Raw genomic sequence first — 16,421 nt, 5'->3', positions numbered from 1 at the left:
CGCCACCTGCCCGGTCCGTGTGCCGTCCCACCTGCCTCGTGCCGTGCCGTGCCGTGCCGACGAATGGTGGACGGGTGCCGGCGCGGGTGGGCCGGTCCGGTGAACCGATCGGTCGGTCCGTCCGTACCAGTGCGCGGACGGGCGAAGGCGGAGGCGTCGCCCGGCCCGGACTCGTTTCGGACCGGACCGAGGAGACACCACGGACATGACACCGCTCAGATCCGCCCGTCGCCGACAGGGACACCGCAGCAGTCGCCTGGCGGCGCTGCTCGTCACGATCGCCGCCGGGCTCGGGGTGCTGCCCGGCGTGGCCGTCGCCGCGCCGGGCGGTCAACAGCTCAACGCGGCCGACGCCGCCCTGCTCAACGGGGTACGCCTGGCCGGTCTCTGGGAGATGCCGGCCGGGCAGCTGGCCGCCGACAAGGGGCAGAGCGCGAAGGTGCGCGAGATCGGCGCCGGCATCGCCACCGAGCACGAGGAACTGGACCGGCTCACGGTCGAGGCGGCCAACAAGCTCGGAGCGAGCATCCCGAGCGACCCGACGGCCGAGCAGAAGGGCTGGCTGACGGAGATGCAGAACGCCTCCGGCGCCCGCTTCGACCAGATCTTCGTCACCCGGCTCCGGGTCGCCCACGGCAAGATCTTCCCGGTCATCGGGGCGGTCCGCGCCAGCACCCGCGACCCGGTGATCCGCAAGCTCGCCGACGACGCCAACCGGTTCGTCCTGCACCACATGCAGATGTTGGAGAGCACCGGGCTGGTGCGCTGGCCGGAACTGCCGCCGGCCGCCCTGCCCGCCCCCGGCGACGACGGCCTGCTCGCCGCCGCCTCCGCCAACTCCGGCCCGCCGATCGGGGTCAGCAGCACGGTGGTCTGGCTGGTCTTCCTCGCCGCGCTCGGCACGGGAGGCGTCGCCACGTACCGCATCCTGCGCCGCACCTGACCACGGCGGTCCTCCCGGCGGCCACGGGCCGGGAGGCCGTCGAACCGCAGGGGATCCTGCCGCTGGCGGCCTGGCGGTGCGGCGGCCTGGCGGTGGGCGGCTTGGCGATGTGGCGGCCTGGCGGCTTAGCGGTGTGGCGGCTGGGCGGTGTGGCTGCCTGGCTGCTCGCGGCCCTGCTTTCACGGCCCTGCCGTCCGCAGCCGCCCACCGTAGTTACTTTCGGTAATCGCCAGGGGTGTCACGCCGTCGCCATCGGGCACCCGCCTCGGTCCCTTTGCTCTGCAGCCATCCACGCACCAGCTACGGACGGTGGCTGGTGCGTCGGCGGCTGCAGAGCAAAGGGGGCGTGAGGGCATTCGGCCGGCTCGGCGATCGCGAGAAGAAACCGCTGGTCAGCCTGGCTAAGCGCTGAAACGAGGCCGCTCACGCTTGGAAGCCAGGCAAATTCGACTACCGTGCGTGACATTAGCGGCCCTCCGCAAGCATCGTCACGATGAGTTACCGGCGACGGGATCCGCCCAGCGGTCGGCTGCGTGCCGGCACGACGGCGCGGCCCGCGGGCCCACACGCCCGGCACGCCCGCGCGCCCCGCACACCCGGCAGGCCCGCACGCCCGGCCCGCACGCACGCCCGGCCCGCCCGCACGCACGGCCGGCGCGACGGGCGGCCACGGCTACTCGTTGACCTCCGGGCCCAGCAGGCGAATCTCCTCGATGTCGAGGACGGCCTGCAGCTCCCGCAGGACGATGTCGTCGATCTCGTTCGTGTCCCGCAGCCTGGTGATCTCGCGCCGCTTGTGTTCGAGCACGGCCAGCCGCAGTCGCCGGTCGAGGTCCCGGGCCTGCTCCGCCGACCGGCTCTCCTCGTCGGTGGAGCGGACGTCGTCGAGGTGCTGCTCGTAGTCCGCCCGGATCCGGTCGACCGCGTCCGGCGCCGCGCCGAGCCGGTCCGCGACCTCGGGGAGCACCGCCAGCGCGGCCTCGGTGGCCCGCATCCGGGCCAGCCGCAGCTCGCCGACCCGCCGGGTGTCGCCGACCAGACCCGCCCACCCGACGACGGCGGGCAGCGTGGTGCCCTGGATCAGCATCGTCAGCAGGATGACCACGGCGGTGGTGAAGATGATCAGGTCACGCTCGTGCACACGGGTGCCGGCGGGCGTGGTCACCGGCACCGCGAGGGCGGCCGCGAGGGAGACCGCGCCCCGGAACCCCGCCCACCCGGCCGCCGTGCGCACCCGCCAGTCGACCCGCTCGTCCTGCTCCGCCGCCCGGCGATCGACGACGAGAAAGGCGAACGCCGCCAGGTGGACCCACACCATCCGGGTCAGCACGACCACGCCTGTCACCACCACCGCGATGACCAGCGCCCGCATCACCGACAGGCTGGTCACGTCGCGCAGGGCGCGCGGGATCTGCATCCCCAGGAGCACGAAGAGTCCGCCGTTGATCAGGAACGTGGCGAGGTCCCAGAAGCCGTACGCCAGCACCCGGGAGCGGGCCCGGATGACCCGGGGGGCGGCGTACGCCAGCACGAGGCCCGCGACCACCACCGCCAGGACGCCACTGGCGTGCACGAGCTCGGCGAGGAGGAACGCGACGAACGGCGTGAGGACGCTCAGCGCGCCCTCGCGCAGCGGGTCGTCGAGCCGCCGCCGGAGCAGGATCACCGCCCAGCCGACCAGCAGGCCGGCGGCGATGCCACCGGTCGACGCGAGGACGAACCGCTCGGTCAGCCCGAGCAATCCCGGCTCGGTGCCGCCCACGATCAGGCCCAACCCGACGGAGAAGAGCACCAGCGCGGTGCCGTCGTTGATCAGGCTCTCCGCGTGCAGGGTGGTCAGGATCCGGCGTGGCATCCGCTTGGCCAGGCCGGCGACCGCCGCCGCGTCGGTCGGCGCGAGCACCGCGCCGAGCACCCAGGCGGCGGCCGGGTCCACGCCGAACCGCTGCACGACGAGCGACACCGCGACCATCGTCGCCACCACCAGCCCCACCGCGAGCAACGCGATCGCGAGCAGGTTCGTGCGGATCTCGCGCAGGCTGGTGGTGATGCTCTCCTTGTAGAGGATCGCCGGCAGGAACAGCAGCAGCACCACGTCGGGCTCCAGCACCACGTGGGACAGCGGCGGCAGGAGCGCGAGCAGCGCGCCCATCGTGATGAGCAGGACGGGGGGCGCCACGCTGTACCGTCCGCCGAGGGTCGTGCCTACCAGCACCGTGACGCCCAGCACCACGATCAGTTCGAGACCGCCCACGTCGCACCCCCGTCACCGGCCGACGGCACGGTGACGGGTACGCGCCGGTCGCCTGCCGCTCCACCATCGTGGTACGGCGGTCCGGCGCGGCACCCTCGAACCCGAGAAACAGACAACATGCCCGCCGGTGTCGACGGCGGCGGCCTCGGGCACGGCACGCCGCGCGGCGCGTCAGGGGCCGGTGCCGTGCCAGGAGCGCCAGAGGGCCGCGTAGGAGCCGTCGGCCGCGACCAGTTCGTCGTGTGAGCCGATCTCGGCGATCCGGCCGTCCTCCACCACCGCCACCCGGTCGGCGTCGTGCGCCGAGAAGAGGCGGTGCGCGATGGCCACGACCGTACGGCCCTGGAGGACGGCCGCGAGGGACCGCTCCAGGTGCCGGGCGGCGCGGGGGTCGATCAGCGAGGTGGCCTCGTCCAGCACCAGGGTGTGCGGGTCGGCCAGCACCAGCCTCGCCAGCGCCAACTGCTGCGCCTGCGCGGGCGACAGCGGGTGCCCGCCGGCGCCGACCACGGTGTCCAGCCCGTCCGGCAGCCCGTCGGCCCACTCCAACGCGTCGACGGCGGTCAGCGCCGACCTCACGGCCGCCTCGTCGGCGCCCGGTCGCACCATCGCCACGTTCTCCCGCAGCGTGCCGATGAAGACGTGGTGCTCCTGGGTTACCAGGGCGACGTGCGTACGCAGCTCGGACAGGGGCAGCTCGTCGAGTCGCCGGCCGGCCACCGTGACCGAGCCGGTACGGGGCGCGTGCACCCCGGCGAGCAGCCGGCCGAGCGTGGACTTGCCGGCGCCCGAGGGGCCCACCATGGCCAGCTTCTCTCCCGGCTCCGGCAGCAGGGTCACCCCGTGCAGCACGTCCCGGCCCTCCCGGTACGCGTACCGGACGTCCCTGGCGGCGAGCCGCCGCTCCCCCGGTGGCGGAGGATCGGGCGGGCCCGCAGAGCCCGCGGCGGGCCGGGTCGGGGAGCCGGCCGGCGGGTCGGCGTCGGCCACCCCGAGCAGGCGCGCCATGGAGGCGCCGCCGACCTGCAACTCGTCCAGCCAGGAGAGCAGCCGGTCGACCGGGTCGATCAACGCCTGCACGTAGAGCGTGGCGGCGGTGACCTCGCCGAGGCTCACCCAGCCCTTCAGGTGGAACCAGCCGCCGATGATCAACGTGGCCACCACCGGCAGCACGTAGCCGATCTCGGCGATCGGGAAGAACACCGTGCGCAGCCGCAGGGTGTAGCGCTCGGCCGCGTACGACCGGCGGATGTCGGCGTCGGTGCGGGCCCGGCGGCGCGCCTGCTGCCGCAGCGCCTCCGTGGTCCGCGAACCCTCGACGGTCTCGCTGATGCCGTCGGTGATGTCGGAGTAGGCGGCGTTCTCCCGCAGGTAGCCGGCAGGCGCGCGGCGCAGGTACCAGCGGGTGCCGGCCCACAGCAGCGGCACCGCGAGCAGGCAGGGCAGCGCGAACAGCGGGTCGACCAGGAGCAGCGCGCCGACGATGAAGCAGCCGGTGACGACGGCGATCAGCGTCTCCGGCACCGCGAACCGGACCGTCCGCGACAGCGCCGAGACGTCCCGGGACGTCCTGGTGAGCAGGTCGCCCGTGCCGGCCCGTTCCACGGTGGCCAGCGGCAGCGCCAGGATCCGGTCGACGAACTCCTCGCGCAGCTCGGCCAGCACCCGCTCGCCGAGCCGGGCCGACGCCAGGTGGGCGAAGCGGACCAGCACCGACTGCACCAGCACGAACCCGGCGATCAGCAGGGCGATCCGGTCCACGGTGACGCCGGACGTGCCCCGGGAGATCCCCTCGACCAGGTCGCCGAGCAGCCACGGCGCGACCAGGCCGGCGGCGGCGGCCAGCGCGTGCAGGCCGAGCGCGACCCCGAGCGCCCTCGGATGCCGGCGGGCCAGCGTGCGGGCGTAGCGGCGCACCTGGCGCCCGTCGGCGACCGGCAGGGCGGTGGCCATCAGTCCTCCCCCCGGCTGACCGTCGCCCGGTAGCGCGGCTCGCCGTCGAGCAGTGCGGTGTGCGACCCCTCGGCCGCCACCTTGCCGTCCTCCACGAAGATCACGTGGTCGGCGCGGTGCAGCACGAGCGGGCTGGTGGTGCAGACCAGGGTGGTCCGGCCCGCCCGGGCGGCGCCGAGCCGGTCCGCGATGCGGGCCTCGGTGTGCGCGTCCACGGCGCTGGTCGGCTCCACCAGCAGCAGGATCTCCGGGTCGGCGACCAGCGCCCGGGCCAGCCGCAGCCGCTGCTGCTGGCCGCCGGAGAACTCCCGGCCGCGCTCGGCGACCGCGCTGTCCAGCCCCGCCGGCAGGGCCTCGACGATGTCGGTGGCGCTCGCCGCCGTCAGCGCCGCTTCGAGCGTCGGGTCGTCGGCCCGGTCGCGCGGGTCCAGCTCCGCGCGGAGCAGGCCGGTGAACAGGTGCGCGTCGTTGTCGGCCACCAGGATCCGCTCCCGCACCGTCGCCAGCGCCACCTCCCGCAGCGGTACGCCGTGCAGCGTCGCGTCCGAGTCGACGTACCGGCCGAGGCGGTCCACGACCGCCGCCGCGTCCTCGGGGGCGGTGGCGGCGAGCGCGGTGAACCGGCCCGGCCGTACCGTCACGCCGGAGGCCACGTCGACCAGCTCGCCGGGGCCGTCCGGCAGGGCGGTCGGGCGGGCCGGGTCGAGCAGTTCCGGGGTGAGCCGCAGCAGCCGCACCACCCGCCGGGCGGCGACGTGCCCCCGGGTCAGCTTGTCCACCGCCTCGGTGAGCTGCCGCAGCGGGCTGACCAGGAACGCCGTGTAGCCGTAGAACGCCACCAGCTCACCGGCGCTGATCTCGCCGCGCAGCGCGAACCGAGCGCCCAGCCAGGTGACCAGCACCAGGAACGCCCCCGGGAGCAGCACCTGGGCCGCCTCCAGCAGCGACTCGACGCGGGCCACCCGCAGGCCGTCGGCGCGCAGCGCCTGCGACCGCGACCGGTAGCGGGCGGAGAGCACCGGCTCGCCGCCGACGCCGCGCAGCACCCGCAGCCCGGAGACGATGTCGCCGGCCCGGGCGGTCAGCGCCCCCTCCGAGTCCCGGTACGCCTGCTGCTGCCGGTGCAGCGGCCGGATGAGCAGCCCGACGACCGCCATCAGCAGCGGCACCCCGAGCACCACGACCAGTCCGAGCGGTACGGAGGCGCCGAGCAGGAGCACCCCGACGGTCACGATCGCCACGATCGCGCCGGTGCCCCGGGCGGTGATGTCGATGGCCGCACCGATCTGGCTGATGTCGGCCGTACCGATGCTCACCACCTCGCCGGCGGACACCCGCCGGGGCAGCGCGGCGCCGAGCCGGTTCGCCGCGCCCACGGTCAACTGCACCGTCCGGTACGCCCCGGCGAGGAAGTTGTGCACCGCGCAGTAGTGCCGCAGGATCCCCGCGGCCGCCTGGAACACGCCCAGCCCGAGCAGCACCAGCCCCCAGGTGAGCAGCGCCTCCTCGTCGCGGCGGGTGAGCCCGTCGACGGCCCGGCCGACGGCCGCCGGCACCAGCGCCTGGGCGACCATCCAGACGACGCCCAGCAGGATGCCGACGGTGAGCAGCGCCTTGTGCCGGCCGGCCAGCCACACGAGGTAGCGGGTCGCCGAGCGGATGTCGGGTACGCCGGGGTCACCGGCCGGTGAGAAGCGCATGGCCCACCGACGCTAGGTGGCGGGCCGGTCACCCCGCCAACCAATTACCGCCTCGGCGTGCCGTGGCTCACGTGTCCTCCGCCCTCGGCCGGCCGGCCCGGGCTCAGCGGTCGACCTGCGTGAAGTCCCAGGAGTGCGGCGGGCGGGCCAGCAGCGTCGCCGGGGGCTCCGGCAGCGGACGCGGGTTGCTGCGCCACTTGGAGATGACCACCACCCGGTGGTCGGTGGAGGAGAACACCTCGCTGGACAGGTGCATCGGGTCGTGCTCGAACTCGGGCAGCGCGGTGTCGCACACCCAGGTGATCAGGTCCGCGGCGCCGTACGGCTCCGCCCGCGCCTCCCACATCCGCACGATCACGTCAGCCATCCTCGGGGTTCAGACGCTGACTGTCGTCAGCGGCATGGCGGAGTCGGCGGGCAGGTCCAGCCGGCTCGGCGCGACACCCGAGGCGACCAGGTGCGAGCCGAGGGCGGCGACCATCGCGCCGTTGTCCGTACAGAGCCCGGGTCGGGGCACCCGGACCCTGATGCCGTACGCGGCGGCGCGGTCCTCGGCCATCACCCGCAGCCGGGAGTTGGCCGCCACGCCCCCGCCGATCACCAGCGTCTCGACGCCGGTGGACCGGCAGGCGTCCAGCGCCTTGCGTACCAGCACGTCGCAGACCGCCTCCTGGAAGGACGCGGCCACGTCGGCGACGGGCACCGGCTCACCGGCGCGCTGCCGCGCCTCGACCCACCGGGCCACCGCCGTCTTCAGTCCGGAGAAGGAGAAGTCGTAGCGGTGGGCGGCGAGGTCCTTGGGGGCGGTCAGGCCGCGCGGGAAGCCGATGGCCGCCGGGTCGCCGGCCCGGGCCTCCCGGTCGATGTACGGGCCGCCGGGGAACGGCAGCCCGAGCAGCCGGGCCACCTTGTCGAACGCCTCGCCGGCCGCGTCGTCGATGGTGGCGCCGAGCGGGGTGACGCCCCGGGCCAGGTCGTCGACGAGCAGCAGGGAGGAGTGCCCGCCGGAGACCAGCAGGGCGATCGCCGGCTCGGGCAGCGGGCCGTGTTCCAGGGTGTCCACGGCGACGTGCGCGGCGAGGTGGTTGACGCCGTAGACCGGCTTCTCGGCGGCGAGCGCGTAGCCCTTCGCGGCGGCCACCCCCACCAGCAGCGCGCCGGCCAGCCCCGGGCCGGAGGTGACCGCGATCGCGTCGATGTCGGCGAGGGTCACCCCCGCCTCCTTCAACGCCCGGTCCATGGTCGGCACGATGGCCTCCAGGTGGGCCCGGCTGGCCACCTCGGGCACGACGCCGCCGAAGCGGGCGTGCTGCTCGACGCTGGAGGCGAGCGCGTCGGCCAGCAGGGTGTGCCCGCGTACGATGCCGACCCCGGTCTCGTCGCAGGAGGTCTCGATGCCGAGGACCAGGGGTTCGTCAGTCATCGCTCACATCCTGCGTGCGCTGCATGACCAGCGCGTCGGTGTTGCTCGGTTGGTAGTAGCCGCGCCGCACGCCGATCGGCTCGAAGCCGTACGTCGCGTAGAGCTTCTGGGCGGGGGCGTTGTCCGCCGCGACCTCCAACAGGACGCTGCGGACGCCGAGCCGGGCGGCCTCGGCGAGCAGGGCCTCCAGCAGGAGCCGGCCGACGCCGCGCCGCTGGGCGTCCCGGCGCACCGCGACGTTCTGCACCCACGCCTCGTCGGGCGGGGCCACGGCGAGCCCGGCGTAGCCGAGGAGGTCGCCGTCGTCGCCGGTGGCGACCAGGTAGAAGTGCCCGTTGGCCAGCTCGTTCCAGAACATCGCCGACGACCACTGCTCGGCGCCGAACAGGTCAGCCTCGATCGGCAGCACCTCGTCGACGTGCCACCACCGCAACCGCCCCAGCCGCACGCTCACGGCAACACCTCGGCTCGCGACTGCGGGGCTCGCAAACCCGGCTCACTCCTCGCGCTCACGGCAGCACCGGCTTGCGGGCCGTCGCCGCCACGGCGTCCGGGCGGCGCAGGTAGAGCGGGGTGAGCGCCTCCGAGGGGGCGCCGGCCCGGATGCGCTCGGCGGCCAGGGTCGCCAGCACGGCCGCGTCCGGGTAGCGGGGCTCGTCCCGCACGGGCAGGCCCAGCGCGTCCGCGTACCGGTGCGCGCCGTCGCCGACGGCGGCCGTGACGGCCAGGCCGCGGGCGCGCTCGGCGGCAACCGCCGGCGCGGACACCTCCGGGCCGACGATCCGCTGGCCCGCGCCGTCGTAGACCGCCCAGTAGATCTCCCGGCGGCGCGCGTCGCTCGCCGCCAACACCGGCTCGCCCGCGGCCGCCGGGTGACCGATGGCGTCCAGCGAGCAGACACCGTACGTCGGGACGCCCAGCACCTGGCCGATGGTGGCGGCGGTGACCAGCCCCACCCGCAGCCCGGTGAACGGGCCGGGGCCGAGCCCGGCGACGATCGCGCCCAGGTCGGCCGGGCGGGCGCCGGCCTCGGTGAGCACGGCGTCGACCTGCGGCGCGAGCAGTTCACCGTGGGCGCGGGCGTCGACCGTGCAGCGGTGCGCGCGGGTCGCGACACCGTCCGCCGCGACCGCCACCAGCGCCGCGGTCACCGCGGGGGTCGAGCTGTCCACCACCAGTACGAGCACGGTGAGCCAGCCTAGTCGCCCCTGCGGTCACCCCCGGTCACGCCCCGGCCGGGTGGGACGAGCGGCGAGCGGCTGACGGTGGCGGCGGGAGCGGCTGACGGCGGGACCGGCGGGCGGGACGAACGGCCGGGGTCAACTCGGGGTGCGGAACTTGCGCAGGAAGGCCGGCAGCAGCCAGGGGCGCCGCCCGCTGACGCGCACCTTGCCGGTGAGCAGCGCCCGGGCGCGGCTGACCCGGCCGAACATCATCAGGTTGAGCGTGCCGGGGTCGTGGTCGATCCGGGCGTCCGCCTGGGCTCCGGGGTCGGCGAACGTCATCCGCCCCCGGTGCAGCAGGAGCCGGACCGGGGCCGCGTACGCCGAGCGGAACTCGACCACGACGGGGCGTTCGCTCGGCGGCGCGCCGCCGTCGATGAGCCGCCCGTAGCCGTGCCGGACCACGCCGGCCACGAACAGCTCCATGAACAGCGCGGCGTCCCGGCCGGGGAGCGACCACGGCCGCCCGGCGACGCGGGCGACGTCGTGACCGTGGATGAGCAGCTCGTTGACCAGGTGCGCGCAGAGGCCGGCGAGGGGCACCCGGGCCCCGCCGAGCCAGGGCACCGTCTCGTCGGGGCGCTGCTCCGCGCAGACGGCCAGGAGCCGCCCGACGTCGGCCCGCAACCGGTCGGCCAGGGCCTGCGGCTCGCGCTCGGTGAGGTGCCGCAGCAGCACGTCGTTGAAGTCCGCCACCGTGTCGACGGTGACGTCCGGGAGCTGACGGTGCAGACCCGGCACCGGCAGCGGCGGGTGGTCCGGGTCCACGAGGCACGCGTAGTACCACGCCAGGGAGCCCACGTGGGCCAGCGTGTCGGCCACCGACCAGTGGGCGGTGGCCATGGCCTCGGGTGGGGTGGCGCGGACCAGGTCGAGGAAGCGGTCGGTCTGCTCCGCCAGCGCCGTCCGCGCCACCCGCCACCGCTGTTCGCTGACCGTCGCCGCCATCGCCGCCTCCCGGCTCGCCGACCGCTCGACGCACAGGCTACAACGGACGGTGACCGCGCGGTGACCGCGAAAGTGCGCAGCTGTCAGCCGGCGGAGCGCTCCCAGTCGACCGTGGGCAGGCCGGCGTCGGCGAGCGCCTTGTTGGCCGCGCTGAACGGGCGGCTGCCCAGGAAGCCGCGCGGGTTCATCGGGCTGGGGTGCCCGGCCTCCAGCACCACGTGCCGGGGGTTGGTCACCAGGGCCGCCTTCTTGCGCGCGTAGCCGCCCCAGAGCAGGAAGACCACCCGCGAGTCCATCGCGTCGAGCGCCCGGATGGTGGCGTCGGTGAACTCCTCCCAGCCGCGGTTGGCGTGCGAGCCGGGCGTCGCCTCGCGGACGGTGAGCACGGCGTTGAGCAGCAGCACGCCCTGCGCCGCCCAGCCGCTCAGGTTGCCGCCGCGCGGCTTCGGCACGCCGAGGTCCTCGCCCAGTTCCTTGAAGACGTTGCGCAACGACGGCGGCACGCTCACGCCCTCCCGCACGCTGAAGCTGAGCCCGTGGGCCTGCCCCGCCTTGTGGTAGGGATCCTGCCCGAGGATCAGCACCCGGCAGTCGGCCGGCGCGCAGAGCCGGTAGGCCGAGAAGAGGTCCTCGACCGGCGGGAAGACGGTGCGGGTCGCGTACTCGCCCGCGACGAACTCGGCCAGCGCGGCGGTGCGGGCCGGGTCGAGGTGCGGGGTGAGCACGGCACGCCAGTCCTCCGGCAGCAGCGCCGGCAGGTCCAGGGTGGGGGCGTCGTCGGGCATCGGCAACCTTTCGCCTGTCGGGTCCGTCCCGCGCACTCTAGGCAGCCGGTACGACAGCGCTCACCCGAGGGCGGTCAGGCGCTGCGCCCAGTCGCCGCCGACCGGTTCCAGCTCGACCACCCGGGTGTCGTCGTCGCGCCGGTCGACGCGTACCCGCAGGTGGGCGTCGACGAGCTGCTCGACCAGGCCCTCGCCCCACTCCACCACGGTCACCGACTCGTCCACCGAGGCGTCCAGGTCGAGGTCGTCGATCTCGGCGCGCGGGTCGGCGGCGTCCCCCAGCCGGTACGCGTCGGCGTGCACCAGCGCCACCGTGCCGCCCCGGGCCGGGTCGGGCCGGTGCACCCGGGCGATCACGAAGGTGGGCGAGGTGACGTCCCCGAGCACCCCGAGCCCGGCCCCGAGGCCCCGGGTCAGCGCGGTCTTGCCGGCGCCGAGCGGCCCGGTCAGCAGCAGCAGGTCGCCGGCGCGCAGCAGCCCGGCCAGCCGCCGCCCGAACTCGTGGGTGTCATCGACGGTCGGCAGCTTCACGACGTGGCTCACAACGCCTCCAGGAACCGGACCAGCGCCTCGTTGACCTCGTCGGCGTGCTCCAGCATCACCACGTGCCCGCTGTCGGAGATCTTGACGAACTCGGCGTGCGGCAGTCGCCGGACGATCTCCTCGGAGTGCGTCACGGGGGTGATCATGTCCTTGTCGCCGACGACCACCAGCACGGGGGTGTCCGCCAGCGCGGCGAGCGCCGGGAACCGGGAGTGCGTGGCCAGCGTCCGCAGGTAGCGGGTCACCGTGTCGGCGGAGGTGCGGGAGTTCATCGTCTCGACGTACGACACCAGGGCCGGGCTGGGCTGGCGGGTGCCGAAGCCGTACTTGCGGGTGAGCAGCCAGGCCACGTTGGTGGTGGACCTGCGCGCCCGGTCGATCACCGGCCCGCCGTAGCGGGTGACGTTGCCGACCATGTGCAGCACCGGCGCGCCGACCCGGCCGAGCAGGGCGGGCGCGACCAGCTTGGTCTCGGCGATCAGGCCGCCCGAGGTGGCCATCAGCACGGTGCCCACGACCCGGTCGCCGAACAGCTCCGGAAACAGCTCGGCGAACGCCATGATGGTCATTCCGCCCATCGAGTGGCCGACCAGCACCAGCGGCCCCTCCGGGGCGGTCCGGTCGATCACCTCGCGCAGCGTCCGGCCGAGCGCGGTCAGGTCGTACTCGCCGGTCTCCAGCCGCCCCGACCGGCCGTGCCCGGGCTGGTCGTAGGCGACGATCCGGTGCTCGCCCCGCTCGGCGAGCAGCTCGCGCTGGAAGTGGAAGGTGCCCATGTCCAGGCAGAAGCCGTGCACCAGCACCACGGTCGGGTTGCCGGGCACGGGCCGGGTCGGCTCCACCACCTCGACGTGGATGTCGGTGCCGTCGGGCATCTCCAGCCGGAACGAATCGTCGTACCGCTGCTCGCCGAAGACCTCCCCGGCGTACCGGTCGGTGGGGTCGGCCTTGAGCTTGCGGACCAGGGCGCGTTCGGTGGCGACGCCGGCCGCGAGCCCGGCGGCGGCGACCCCGACGGCGGCCAACGCGCCGATGGCCGCCTTGGCGTGTCCGGTACGCGGCAGCGGGATGCGGGAACGGGTCGTCACGGGCGCTCGCCGTCGTAGACGCGGGGCACCCGGGTGCTGCCGAACCGCGTGACGATCTCGTAGTTGATGGTGCCGACCGCCTCGGCCCAGTCGTCGGCGGTGGGCCCGCCGTCGGCGCCGCTGCCGAAGAGGGTGACCTCGTCGCCGGCGGCCACCGGGTCGTCGCCGCAGTCGAGCACGAACTGGTCCATGCAGACCCGGCCCGAGATCGTCCGGCGCTTGCCGCCGAGCTGCACCGGGCCGCTGTTCGAGGCGTGCCGGGGCACCCCGTCGGCGTAGCCGAGCGGCACCACCGCGAGGTTCGCCGCCCGCTCGGTGGTGTAGGTGTGCCCGTACGAGACGCCGGAGCCGGCGGGGACACGCTTGGTCAGCATCACTCGGGCGCGGGCCGTCATGGCCGGGCGCAGCCCGTAGCGCTCGCCGGCCACCGGGGAGAGGCCGTACACGGCCAGCCCGGGACGGACCAGGTCGAAGTGGGTGTCGGGCCGGGTCAGGGTGGCCGCCGAGTTCGCCAGGTGCCGGTAGCGCGGCCGAAGGCCGGCCTGTTCGGCCATGCCGATCCCCTCGTGGAAGACGGCGATCTGACGGTCGATGGTCGGGTGGCCGGGCGAGTCCGCGTACACGAAGTGGCTCCACACCCCGACGACCTCGACCAGGCCGTCGGCCTGCGCCTCGGCGGCGGCGTCGAGCAGGGCCGGCCAGTCGGCGACGGTCGCGCCGCCCCGGGCCAGCCCGGTGTCGATCTTGAGGTGCAGCCGGGCCGGCCGACCGGCGGCGTGGCCCGCCGCGACCATCTCGTCGAGCTGGGGCAGGCTGGCGACGCCGAGGTCGACCCCGGCGGCGACGCCCTCGTGCAGCGGCAGCCCGGGCGCGAGGAGCCAGGCCAGCACCGGCGCGGTGATCCCGGCCCGGCGCAGCGTGAGCGCCTCGTCCAGCGTGCAGACACCCAGCCAGTCGGCTCCGGCGTCGAGGGCGGCGCGGGCGGCCGGGACCATGCCGTGGCCGTAGCCGTCGCCCTTCACCACCGCCATCAGCTCGGCGGCGGTGCCGGACCTCAGCCGGCTCACGTTCTCGCGGATCGCGTCCAGGTCCACGCGTACCTCGGCCTGCCACATGCCCCCAGCCTACTTTCCACGCCGATCCCCCCGGCCGAGGCCGGCGCAGCCGGCAGGAGCCACCGCCGGCGCGGCCGGTGCCGCCGGCGCGGCCGGTGCGGCCGGGTCAGCCGAGGCGGGCGAGGACCGGGCGGAGGGCGTCGGCCACGTCGGGCGCCGTCACCGGCCCGCCCCGGGCCGCCTCCCGGCCGGCCAGCCCGTGCAGGTACGCGGCGGCGGCCGCCGCCCGCTCCGGGGGCAGCCCGGCCGCGAGCAGCGAGCCGAGCAGCCCGGCCAGCACGTCGCCGGTGCCGCCGGTGGCCAGCGCCGGGGTGCCGGTCGGGTTGACGTACGCCCGGCCGTCCGGCGTGCCGATCACCGTGCGGTCGCCCTTGAGCAGCACCACCGCGTTCATCCAGGCGGCCAGCCGCAGGGTGGCGGCCACCCGGTCGGCACCCGGTTCCTCCCCGCAGAGCCGAGTGAACTCGCGGTCGTGCGGGGTGACCACGATCGGGGCGTCCCGCGTGCGCAGCCGGCCGGCGAGCGAGCCGTCGACCAGCAGGGTCAGCGCGTCGGCGTCGAGCACCACCGGCACGGGGGCGGCGAGCACCGCCCGCAGCTCCGCGGCCGCCTCCTCGCCGGTGCCCAGGCCGGAGCCGCAGACCCACGCCTGCACCCGCCCGGCGTCGGCGACCCGACCGGTCGCGATCACCGACGGGTGCCGGCGCAGCACGTCGTCCCGGGCCGAGCCGGCGTAGCGGACCAGGCCGGTCGGGCCGGCCAGCGCCCCCGCGACGGAGAGCACGGCCGCGCCGGGGTAGGTCGCCGAGCCGGTCGCGACGCCCACCACGCCCCGGCTGTACTTCTCCGAGGCCGGGCCGAGCCGGGGCCACCAGTCGACGACGTCCGACCACTCGGTCACGCCCAACGCCGGGCTGCCCCGCAGCCACGGCTCCAGCCCGATGTCGACCAGCTCCACCTCACCGGCGAGCGCGGCGGCCGGGCCCACCACCAGGGCGGGCTTCAGCGCGCCGAACGCCACCGTCACGTCGGCCCGTACCGCGCTGGGGCGGCCCGACGCGGTCAACGGCACTCCCCCGGTGTCGACCGCGACCCCGCTGGGCACGTCCACGGCGATCACGGCGGCCGGTGCGCCGTCGCGCCCACGGTGCCGCACGAGGCTGGCGGCGAGTTGGTCGGCGGTGTCCCGCAGCCCGCCGTGCCCGCCGATCCCCACGATGCCGTCCAGCACCAGGTCGACGGTCCCCGGCGGCCGGTCGACGACCCGCCCGCCCGCGGCCCGCAGCGCGGCCAGCCCGGCCGCGTGCGCCCGGCCGGGGGCCAGCAGCAGCGCCGACACGGCGGCACCCCGCCGGGCCAGGTGCGCGCCGGCGAGGAGCGTGTCGCCGCCGTTGTCGCCCGAACCGACCAGCAGCAGCACCCGCGCGGCGTAGACGCCGCCCCGGTCGGCCAGCAGCAGCGCGCAGCGGCGGGCCAGCCCGGCCGCCGCGCGCTTCATCAGCGTCCCGGGCGGCAGCGTGGCCATCAGGCCCGCCTCCGCAGCGCGTACGTCCGCGACCCGCCACACCGATCTCATGCCACCCCGTCCCGTCCGACTCCCGGCGCCCCGCGACCCGGCACGCCCCCGATCACCGCTCCGCGACCACCATCGCCGAGGCGATCCCGCCGTCGTGCGACAACGAGAGATGCCAGCGGTTGACCCCGCGCTCGGTGGCCGCCGCCGCGACCGTGCCGGAGACGGTCAGCCAGGGCCGACCGTCCGGGTCCGGCACGACCTCGCAGTCGTGCCAGCTCAGGCCGGCCGGGGCGCCGAGCGCCTTGGCGACCGCCTCCTTGGCCGCGAAGCGGGCGGCCAGCGACTCGGGCGAGCGCGGGTTGCCGGAGCGGGTGCACCGCTCGGCCTCCGTGAAGAGCCGGTCGGCGAGCAGCGGTGTCCGTGCCAGGGCCTTGGCGAACCGCTCGACGAGGACGACGTCGATGCCGACAGCGACGATCACCCGCTCACCCTACCGGCGCGGGCGGCCGCAGATTAGCCCTCGGCACCGCGCGCGGCAACGCCTGTGGACGACGCGGCCGTACGCGGGCGGGCCGTCGTCCACAGGCCACGCGCGGGGGTGTGGACGACGCCTAGCGTCGCGGCCGTCGATGTTTTCGCGAGGCGGGGGGCCGAGGATGACCGAGGAGCCGTTGACCGTACGACCGGACGCGCTGCGCCGGGCCGCGCGGGGGCTCGACGACGACGCGTACCGGCTGGCGCACGGGCTGGCCGGGGCGTCCGGGCTGGTGGTGCCGGCCCCGGAGTGGTCGACCGGGGCGGCGTCGGCCGGGCTGGAGTCGGCCGTGCACGCCTGGTTCGGCGGGCTCGGCGCCCGGGTGGCCCACACGGCCGGGGCGGTCCGTTCCGCCGCCGAGGCGTACGAGGCGGTGGACGACCGGGCGGCCGGCC

General features: G+C 75.6%; 16 protein-coding genes. 2 read left to right on the top strand and 14 right to left on the bottom strand.

Features of this window, described 5'->3' with window-relative positions; all coding sequences use genetic code 11:
- The first annotated feature begins 205 nt into the window (after window positions 1-205).
- A complete protein-coding gene (locus F6X68_RS20060; protein ID WP_132230952.1) occupies window positions 206-943 on the top strand; it encodes a DUF4142 domain-containing protein in 738 nt (245 codons plus the stop codon).
- Window positions 944-1,616: 673 nt separating this feature from the next.
- On the opposite strand, the gene F6X68_RS20055 is transcribed toward F6X68_RS20060, so the two are convergent.
- The 14 genes from F6X68_RS20055 to F6X68_RS19990 all read right to left on the bottom strand — a co-directional run bounded on the left by F6X68_RS20055 (window position 1,617) and on the right by F6X68_RS19990 (window position 15,972).
- A complete protein-coding gene (locus F6X68_RS20055; protein ID WP_151455733.1) occupies window positions 1,617-3,197 on the bottom strand; it encodes a Na+/H+ antiporter in 1,581 nt (526 codons plus the stop codon).
- Window positions 3,198-3,368: 171 nt separating this feature from the next.
- On the bottom strand, window positions 3,369-5,150 hold the full coding sequence (locus tag F6X68_RS20050; RefSeq protein WP_151455732.1) for an ABC transporter ATP-binding protein: 1,782 nt from the start codon (window positions 5,148-5,150) through the stop codon (window positions 3,369-3,371).
- Window positions 5,150-6,850, bottom strand: a complete 1,701-nt coding sequence (locus F6X68_RS20045; protein WP_151455731.1) for an ABC transporter ATP-binding protein — start codon at window positions 6,848-6,850, stop codon at window positions 5,150-5,152. The genes F6X68_RS20050 and F6X68_RS20045 overlap by 1 nt, the downstream gene beginning before the upstream one ends.
- Window positions 6,851-6,953: 103 nt before the next feature.
- The gene (locus F6X68_RS20040) at window positions 6,954-7,208 is read right to left on the bottom strand and encodes a hypothetical protein (RefSeq protein ID WP_091627865.1); all 255 of its coding nucleotides are present in this window, start codon (window positions 7,206-7,208) and stop codon (window positions 6,954-6,956) included.
- 18 nt (window positions 7,209-7,226) lie between these two features.
- Window positions 7,227-8,273 carry a tRNA (adenosine(37)-N6)-threonylcarbamoyltransferase complex transferase subunit TsaD gene (tsaD, locus tag F6X68_RS20035; RefSeq protein ID WP_151455730.1) on the bottom strand — a complete coding sequence of 349 codons (1,047 nt, stop codon included), beginning with the start codon at window positions 8,271-8,273 and terminating at the stop codon, window positions 7,227-7,229.
- Window positions 8,266-8,721: a ribosomal protein S18-alanine N-acetyltransferase gene (gene rimI, locus F6X68_RS20030; protein ID WP_151455735.1), complete on the bottom strand. Its 456-nt coding sequence runs from the start codon at window positions 8,719-8,721 to the stop codon at window positions 8,266-8,268. The genes tsaD and rimI overlap by 8 nt, the downstream gene beginning before the upstream one ends.
- Before the next feature lie 61 nt (window positions 8,722-8,782).
- A complete protein-coding gene (gene tsaB, locus F6X68_RS20025) occupies window positions 8,783-9,460 on the bottom strand; it encodes a tRNA (adenosine(37)-N6)-threonylcarbamoyltransferase complex dimerization subunit type 1 TsaB (RefSeq protein WP_151455729.1) in 678 nt (225 codons plus the stop codon).
- Between the two features lie 132 nt (window positions 9,461-9,592).
- A complete protein-coding gene (locus tag F6X68_RS20020; RefSeq protein WP_151455728.1) occupies window positions 9,593-10,444 on the bottom strand; it encodes a maleylpyruvate isomerase family mycothiol-dependent enzyme in 852 nt (283 codons plus the stop codon).
- Window positions 10,445-10,527: 83 nt separating this feature from the next.
- Window positions 10,528-11,229, bottom strand: coding sequence for a uracil-DNA glycosylase (gene ung, locus F6X68_RS20015; protein WP_151455727.1), 702 nt, complete (start codon window positions 11,227-11,229; stop codon window positions 10,528-10,530).
- 60 nt (window positions 11,230-11,289) lie between these two features.
- Window positions 11,290-11,772, bottom strand: a complete 483-nt coding sequence (gene tsaE / locus F6X68_RS20010) for a tRNA (adenosine(37)-N6)-threonylcarbamoyltransferase complex ATPase subunit type 1 TsaE (RefSeq protein WP_151455726.1) — start codon at window positions 11,770-11,772, stop codon at window positions 11,290-11,292.
- On the bottom strand, window positions 11,769-12,860 hold the full coding sequence (locus F6X68_RS20005; RefSeq protein WP_192581465.1) for an alpha/beta fold hydrolase: 1,092 nt from the start codon (window positions 12,858-12,860) through the stop codon (window positions 11,769-11,771). The genes tsaE and F6X68_RS20005 overlap by 4 nt, the downstream gene beginning before the upstream one ends.
- Window positions 12,857-13,975 (bottom strand): alanine racemase, encoded by a 1,119-nt coding sequence (alr, locus tag F6X68_RS20000; protein ID WP_151455725.1) that lies wholly within the window; start codon window positions 13,973-13,975, stop codon window positions 12,857-12,859. The genes F6X68_RS20005 and alr overlap by 4 nt, the downstream gene beginning before the upstream one ends.
- Before the next feature lie 106 nt (window positions 13,976-14,081).
- Window positions 14,082-15,551 (bottom strand): NAD(P)H-hydrate dehydratase, encoded by a 1,470-nt coding sequence (locus F6X68_RS19995; protein ID WP_151455724.1) that lies wholly within the window; start codon window positions 15,549-15,551, stop codon window positions 14,082-14,084.
- 52 nt (window positions 15,552-15,603) lie between these two features.
- Window positions 15,604-15,972 (bottom strand): holo-ACP synthase, encoded by a 369-nt coding sequence (locus tag F6X68_RS19990; protein WP_132230942.1) that lies wholly within the window; start codon window positions 15,970-15,972, stop codon window positions 15,604-15,606.
- 175 nt (window positions 15,973-16,147) lie between these two features.
- On the opposite strand from F6X68_RS19990, the gene F6X68_RS19985 reads away from it, so the two are divergent.
- On the top strand, window positions 16,148-16,421 hold a 274-nt coding region (locus F6X68_RS19985), incomplete at its 3' end, for a type VII secretion target (protein WP_151455723.1).

Origin of the sequence: Micromonospora sp. AMSO12t, assembly GCF_008806585.1 — a bacterium.
Taxonomy (GTDB): Bacteria; Actinomycetota; Actinomycetes; order Mycobacteriales; family Micromonosporaceae; genus Micromonospora; species Micromonospora reichwaldensis.
The sequence above is the reverse complement of the archived record's forward strand: the minus strand, read 5'-3'. Positions and strand labels throughout refer to the sequence as shown.